Source organism: Bellilinea sp., assembly GCF_034432615.1.
Taxonomy (GTDB): domain Bacteria; phylum Chloroflexota; class Anaerolineae; order Anaerolineales; family Anaerolineaceae; genus Bellilinea.
The window spans coordinates 1-6,499 of record NZ_DAOUBL010000335.1; the positions used below are offsets into that span (position 1 = coordinate 1).

General features: G+C 59.9%; 7 protein-coding genes. 4 read left to right on the forward strand and 3 right to left on the reverse strand.

Annotated elements, in window-relative coordinates:
• Positions 1-243 precede the first annotated feature (243 nt).
• Genes VAE48_RS15075 through VAE48_RS15090 form a run of 4 tightly spaced genes read left to right on the forward strand, consistent with a single transcriptional unit; the run spans position 244 to position 3,333 of the window.
• On the forward strand, positions 244-1,176 hold the full coding sequence (locus VAE48_RS15075) for an ABC transporter substrate-binding protein (RefSeq protein ID WP_322794157.1): 933 nt from the start codon (positions 244-246) through the stop codon (positions 1,174-1,176).
• A gap of 10 nt (positions 1,177-1,186) precedes the next feature.
• Entirely contained in the window at positions 1,187-2,218 is a 1,032-nt protein-coding gene (locus VAE48_RS15080) for an iron ABC transporter permease (RefSeq protein WP_322794158.1), read from the forward strand.
• 2 nt (positions 2,219-2,220) lie between these two features.
• Positions 2,221-3,024 carry an ABC transporter ATP-binding protein gene (locus VAE48_RS15085; RefSeq protein WP_322794159.1) on the forward strand — a complete coding sequence of 268 codons (804 nt, stop codon included), beginning with the start codon at positions 2,221-2,223 and terminating at the stop codon, positions 3,022-3,024.
• Positions 3,025-3,051: 27 nt separating this feature from the next.
• On the forward strand, positions 3,052-3,333 hold the full coding sequence (locus VAE48_RS15090; RefSeq protein ID WP_322794160.1) for a ubiquitin-like small modifier protein 1: 282 nt from the start codon (positions 3,052-3,054) through the stop codon (positions 3,331-3,333).
• A gap of 3 nt (positions 3,334-3,336) precedes the next feature.
• Here VAE48_RS15090 and VAE48_RS15095 read toward each other — a convergent pair whose 3' ends face one another.
• From VAE48_RS15095 to VAE48_RS15105, 3 genes are read right to left on the reverse strand one after another with little or no spacing between them, the layout of a single operon-like run.
• Positions 3,337-3,735: an OsmC family protein gene (locus tag VAE48_RS15095; RefSeq protein ID WP_322794161.1), complete on the reverse strand. Its 399-nt coding sequence runs from the start codon at positions 3,733-3,735 to the stop codon at positions 3,337-3,339.
• A 44-nt stretch (positions 3,736-3,779) separates the two neighbouring features.
• Positions 3,780-5,078 carry an MFS transporter gene (locus VAE48_RS15100; protein WP_322794162.1) on the reverse strand — a complete coding sequence of 433 codons (1,299 nt, stop codon included), beginning with the start codon at positions 5,076-5,078 and terminating at the stop codon, positions 3,780-3,782.
• A gap of 28 nt (positions 5,079-5,106) precedes the next feature.
• Positions 5,107-6,162 (reverse strand): metalloregulator ArsR/SmtB family transcription factor, encoded by a 1,056-nt coding sequence (locus VAE48_RS15105; RefSeq protein ID WP_322794163.1) that lies wholly within the window; start codon positions 6,160-6,162, stop codon positions 5,107-5,109.
• Between the last annotated feature and the right edge of the window lie 337 nt (positions 6,163-6,499).

The window sequence follows — 6,499 nt, forward strand, 5'->3', positions numbered from 1 at the left end:
AAGCCAGGCCGCCCGCCCAGCAGGCGTTCACCACACTCTCGCGGAAAGGAGGTGGGGAACATTGGACTGGCAACACCGCAAACTCCGATCTCTCCCCTCCCTGCCCGCAACCGGCAGGGAGATTTCATTGTGTGAGCCAGCGCCGCCACAACAAGGATTTGCCTGATTACCCCAAACCTGCTGGCTCAGCCGGCACGTCGTATCCAAACCCACAAACCCATTCAATTTGAAAGGCTCCTAAAAATGAAACGTCAAAGCGTTTTGCTCAGTGTTCTCTTGCTGCTGGCGCTTCTGGTGAGTGCCTGCACGTCGGCAGCTACCCCGGCTGCCACGCCTACCGCCAGCCCGATTGTCATGACCGATGGACTGGGACGTACCGTTACCCTGGCGCAGCCGGCGCAACGCGTGGTTTCGCTGGCGCCATCCAACACCGAAATTCTGTTCGCCGTGGGCGCCGGCAGTCAGGTGGTTGGGCGCGATAATTTCAGCAACTACCCGCCCGAAGCCCTGGAATTGCCGGGGTTGGGTGATTTTATGGGCTTCTCGATCGAGCAAATCGTCGCCCTCAACCCGGATCTGGTGCTGCTGGCCGAAATTCACCCGCCGGAACTGGTCAAATCGCTCGAAGATGCCGGTTTGACCGTCTATTACCTGAAAAATCCCCTCGCCATGGAGGAAATGTACCCCATGCTGATCACCGTCGGTGAGCTGACCGGCCACAAAGCCGAGGCCGAAGCGCTGGTGACTCAATTGAGTCTGCGGGTGGCGGTCGTCCAGCAAAAACTGGCGAATATCGAGGAACGGCCGACCGTCTTTTACGAAATTGACGGGACAGATCCTTCCAAACCGTGGACGACCGGCAGCGGTACCTTCATTGATACCCTGCTGGAGATGGCCAAAGCCGAAAACGTTGGCCGGGCAATGGACAGCCAGTACGGGCAGATGAGCATTGAAGCCCTGCTGGCAGCCGACCCCGACTTCATCCTGCTGGGGGATGCCAATTTTGGCGTCACCCCCGAGCAGGTGGCTGCCCGCCCCGGCTGGGGTGAATTGACGGCGGTCAAAGAAGGGCGCGTCCTGCCGTTCAACGATGATCTGGCCAGCCGTCCCGGCCCGCGGCTGGTGGACGGGCTGGAAGAACTGGCGCGCCTGCTGCACAGTGTGACCCTGCCCTGATGAGAATGGCATGAAGGGACGCACTGTTCACCCAATCTGGATCGCTTTGGCCGCTTTGCTGGCAGCCCTGCTGTTGAGCATGCTGGTGGGCAGTGTGTCCCTTTCGCTGGTGGATATGGCGCGGGTGGTGGCAGCCCGTCTGAGCGGCGGCGAAATCGGTGCTGACCTGCGCGTTGCGGATACCATTCTCTTCTCGCTGCGGCTGCCGCGCACCGCGCTGGTGGCGCTGACCGGTTCGGCGCTCGCCGTCAGCGGGGCGGCCTATCAGGGCCTGTTCCGCAATCCGCTGGCCGATCCTTATCTGATTGGGGTGGCCTCCGGCGCCGGCCTGGGGGCGGTGATCGTGCTCAGCCTGCGCTGGGGCTACGATGTGGCCGGTCTGCTGGCGGTACCGCTGGCTTCGTTCAGCGGCGCGGTGCTCACCGTTTTGATGGTGGTCAGCCTGGCGCGGGTTGGACGCTCACTGCCGGTGACCAATCTTCTGCTGGCGGGGGTGGCGGTAAACTCCTTTGCCGGTGCGCTGACTTCTTTTTTACTGCTCCGCTCAACTGGCGAACTGCGCCGGGCAATTGCGTGGTTAATGGGCGGCTCATCCATGGGCGGCTGGCAGCCAGTGCTGGCCGTATTACCCTACTGGCTGATTGGGCTGGGAATTTTGATGACCATGGGACACGCCCTGAATGTGATGCAGTTTGGCGATGAACAGGCTCAGCAGCTGGGGCTGCCGGTGGAAACCACCCGCTGGATCATCATCGGCGTTTCATCTCTGGCTACGGCTGCAGCGGTTTCTTTTACCGGCATTATCGGCTTTGTCGGGTTGATTGTCCCGCACCTGCTGCGGCTACTGGTTGGCGGGGACTACCGCCGGCTGCTGCCGCTCTCGCTGTTGGGCGGGGCTGCCTTTTTGCTGCTGGCAGACGTGCTGGCGCGCATTGTGATGACCCCGCAGGAACTGCCGGTCGGCATCATCACCGCTTTGACCGGCACGCCCTTCTTTTTGTGGATTTTGCGGCGTTCCCGCAGCCTTCCCTACTGGAGTTGACCATGCTCGAAGTTTTGCATTTGACTGTTCGTTACGGAGCAAAGCCGGTTTTGAAAGATGTCAGTTTCCGGCTGGCGGATGGTGAGATTCTGGCGGTGATCGGCCCGAACGGGGCCGGTAAGTCCACGCTGGTGCGCGCGCTGAGCGGCATTCTGCCGCCGGAGTGCGGCTCAATCCGTTATGATGGACGCGACCTGTGCGCGCTTTCGGTGCAGGAACGCGCCCGCCTGATTGCCGTGGTGCCGCAGGCGCGCAGCCTGCCGGCAGGCTTCACTGCCTGGCAGGTGGTTTCGCTGGGGCGCACCCCTTATCTGAACTGGCTGGGGCAGCTTTCACCGGCCGATGAAGAATTGATTTGGGAAGCCATGCGCCGCACCGATACGCAGCATCTGGCGCATCGGCTGGTGGGAGAGCTTTCCGGCGGGGAGCTGCAGCGTCTGTTGCTGGCGCGCGCCATGGTGCAGGCAACCCCGGTAATGCTGCTGGATGAGCCGACCACACATCTGGATTTGCAGTATCAGATTGGGCTGCTCAACCAAATGGTGGAGGTGGTGCGCCAGCCCATTGCCGGCAATGGAAACGGTAAAGCGCATCAACCGGCGGCGCTGGTCGTGCTGCATGACCTGAATCTGGTGGCGCGCTATGCCGACCGCGTGCTGCTGCTGGTGGATGGCTGTGTGCAGGCGTATGGAACCTCGGCGGAGGTGCTGCGTCCGCAGCTGCTCAGTGAGGCGTTTGGCATTCCGCTGGAGGTGATGCGCAGTCCCAACGGAAAATACCCGCTGGTTGTGCCGCTGATGGCCTGAAAATCTGGCATAATTGAAGGCAGGCACATGATCCGCGTTAACCTGTACGCCACCTTTCGATTGATTGCCAGGGCACGCAGCCTGCAGCTGGATCTGGCGGATGGAAGCACGGTTCGGCAGGCGGTAGATGAAATTGTCGCGCGCCTGCCGGATTTGCGCCTGCACTGGTTGAATGCACAAAACGAAATCCATGCCCATGTGCATGGATTCGTCAACGGGAAAGATGTGGACACCCTGCCGCAGGGTTGGGATACCCCTCTGCAAGACGGGGATGTGCTCGACTTTTTTCCGCCTGTGGCAGGCGGATGAACCTCAGGCGGTCACTTTGGTTTGAATGGTAAAGCGCGGCGGCTGTTCCATGTGCTTCTTGACCGCGCACTGTTCGGCGGAGCGCACCAGCGCATCGTAGTATTTTTGTGGAAATTCGGGCGGCACCTGAATCTCCATTTCGATTTCTTCGACCATGCCGGTCAGCGGATTGCGCCGGTCGCGTTGAATAATGCGGATGCCCTCGGTGGGCAGCCCGCGCTGGGGGCAGAATCCCAGCACGTAAATGCCGGCGCAGGTGGCTAAAGAGGCCAGAAAAACGGCAAAGGGAGTGGGGGCAGAGCCTTCACCGCCGCCCATGGGGGGCTGGTCGGTACGGACGGTATAAGGGCCAAACTGAGCATCAACACGGGCTCCGCCGGGGAAGTAAACAACCATTTCCATGTGTGATTTTTCTCCATTCGTAAGGTTTTACCCTTATATAGATGCTATTGCGGCTTTAAGGTTGCAGGCAAAGGCGCAACGACTTGCTCTTTGCCGAGCGGGTACCAGAAGAAACGCCAGTAAAGGTAAATGGAAAGGATGTACAGTACCAGGGTGGCGGCAAAAGCCGGCTGAAAACCGTAATTGACCTGTATCCAGCCGCTGATTTGCGGAGAAAATGCCCAGCCCACATTGTTGGCCATGCTGACCAGACTGGCAACGGTAGCCCGCGCCGAGGGTTCGACCTTTTCCATCACAAAGGTCTGATACACCGGCAGGCTCATGTTCATCAGCGTCAGGCGGATGTAGTAGGCCGCGGCGCTGACCGCAAACCACGGCGCAAAGCCCAGCAGAATCAGAAACGGAATGGAAAGCGCCTGGGTGATGACCACCAGTTGAATTTTGCCAAAGCGGTCTGCCAGCGGTGGGGCAATCAACAGGCCGATGCCCATGGCCAGCGAACCCCAGGCGAACATGGCCCCAATGACCGGGTCGGGCTGGTGATGCACATTGCGGAAAAAGACGTTCATGAACGGCATGATCAGCCCGGCGCCCAGCGAAGTAACCAGCATGGGCAGAATGAGTTTGCCCAGCAGGCGCGAGTTTTGCCCAAAATAAGCCAGCGGTGCGAACACCGAGCGTTTGTCACGGGCGATTTTGACCGGACGGAGAAACAGCAGGGGTAAAATGCCGACCGAACCGGCAATGGCAATGGCAGCCAGCGCTCCGCCGTATGCCGAGGGGCTGGTGGGGGTGCTGCCCTGTAGCGTGCTGATCCAGGTTGGCAGGTAACCGCCGATCCAGTTCCCGAAGAAAGCCGAAGCCATTTGCAGCCCGGAGGTGAAACTGAACAGGTAGGTGCGTTCCTTTTCGCCGCTGTTTTCCATCAGGAATGGCCCCATGGTCACACCGGTCAGGCTCTGTGCCAGGCCGAGCACGATGTTCATCAGGACGAAGGTCAATGCGGAGGGGAACAGCACCATGCCGCCAACCGCCAGTCCCAGCACGGCCGTGCCGATGATCAGGGCGGTCTTGTGACCGATATTGTCCACCAGATAGCCCATCGGCAGGGCGGAGAGCAGGGCGGTCAGGCTGGAGGTGGTGATGAGCGTGCCGAGCAGGGCTTCATCGTAACCCAGCGAGAGGACGTAAAAGTTGAACAGCAGGCGGTAAACGCCCATGGCCGCGCCGGTGAGAATGACACTGGTCAGGTACAGGCGGGCGTTGGGCTGGAAAGCGCTCACCCGGTCAAAGTAATTGGCCAACACACGTGAAAAGCGGGAAAACGAACGCTCAGGTTTCAACGGCTTTTTCTCCATACAGGGCAGAAGTTCAGGGTTCTTCGGTGGAATCCAGAAAACGATGCAGGGCGGTCAGGGTTTCGTTCAGTCCTTCGCGGCGCAGGTCGTAGCGCCGTTCGCCGTCGGCGTCCAGCCGAATGTGAACTAAACCGGCGCGCCGCAGGGCGTTGAGGTGATGAATGACTGTTGGGGCGCGCAGGCGCAGGCGCTCGGCCAGGGCGGCGGGGGTCAGCGGCTGCTGAGCCAGAAAGCGCAAAATGCGCAGACGGGTCGGGTCACCCAGGGCTTTGAAAGTGTCCACCAAAGTCAGCGGTACGGCGCCGCCGCCCGCCAGCGAGAGGTGCGCTGGACGGCAGCCGAACACCAGCAGGGCGCGCTGCCCTGCCAGCCGCTGGAAGAAAATGAAGGGTGTACTCCAGTAGGAGGGAATCAGGGTCAACTGGCTGACCTGCTGGATTTCTGCGATGCTCACCCCGCGGGTGAGGGTTTCGACGACCTGCGGGAGGGGTTGCTCATTCAGCAGGCGGCTGGCTGTCTGCACACCGTCTTCCAGCAGCGGTTGCAAGCGGGCCTCTTCCTCGCTGAAGAACAGGTTGAAGTAGGTGCGCAGGGCAAACAGCCATTCTTCCCCAAAGGCGGCCGGGTTCGACCAGGCTGATATCCAGTAGTCCAGCGTACCGGCCGGCGGGGGATGGCGTTTAGCTTCCAGTTCGGCTTTCAACAGGGTACGGATGGCGGGAGTAGCCCGGCCGGTTGCGGCAATCTCCTGCAGGGCAATCTGCACTTCCGGGCGCAATTCGGGAATGAGGGTCAAACGGGGCAGACGTTCGGCGGGCGGGATTTGCTCCAGTGCGCTCAATACCGGGGTGGTATCTTTGTGAGGGAGCGGTAAGTCGTGCAGCCAGGTCAGTGGAACACCCAAAAAAGGCAGATGATGCTCGAAAAATTCGCGCTGAGCCGCCGGCAGGCGCGAGCGTACCCCGGCGGCCCAGGAGGGACGCAGACCAAAATCCGCCGGATTGTGCAGCACAATCAGGCTGATGAAGAAATCATATGCGGAGGCAGCTTCAAAGCGAACTTCGGGCATGTTTGATTAGATAATTGTCTAATTTATTAGATGATAATCTAATCGGGTTGAGTGGTCAAGAAATTCAATGGGATGATTTGCTGCAAACGCGGCACAGCGCATTTGCTCTGCCGCAAAATCCGGACTGTGAGCGTGTGGTATGCTGAACATGCCTAAAAAAATTTCAGCGATAAACGGAGTTGAACATGAGCAACTTACAGCCCGAATGTGTTTACTGCGCCCGTAGCGCGCAGGAAGTGCCGCTTCTCTCGATTCGTTTTCAAGACAAAGAATTCTGGATTTGCCCGCAGCACCTGCCGGTGTTGATTCACCAGCCGGAGCGGTTGAGCGGTAAACT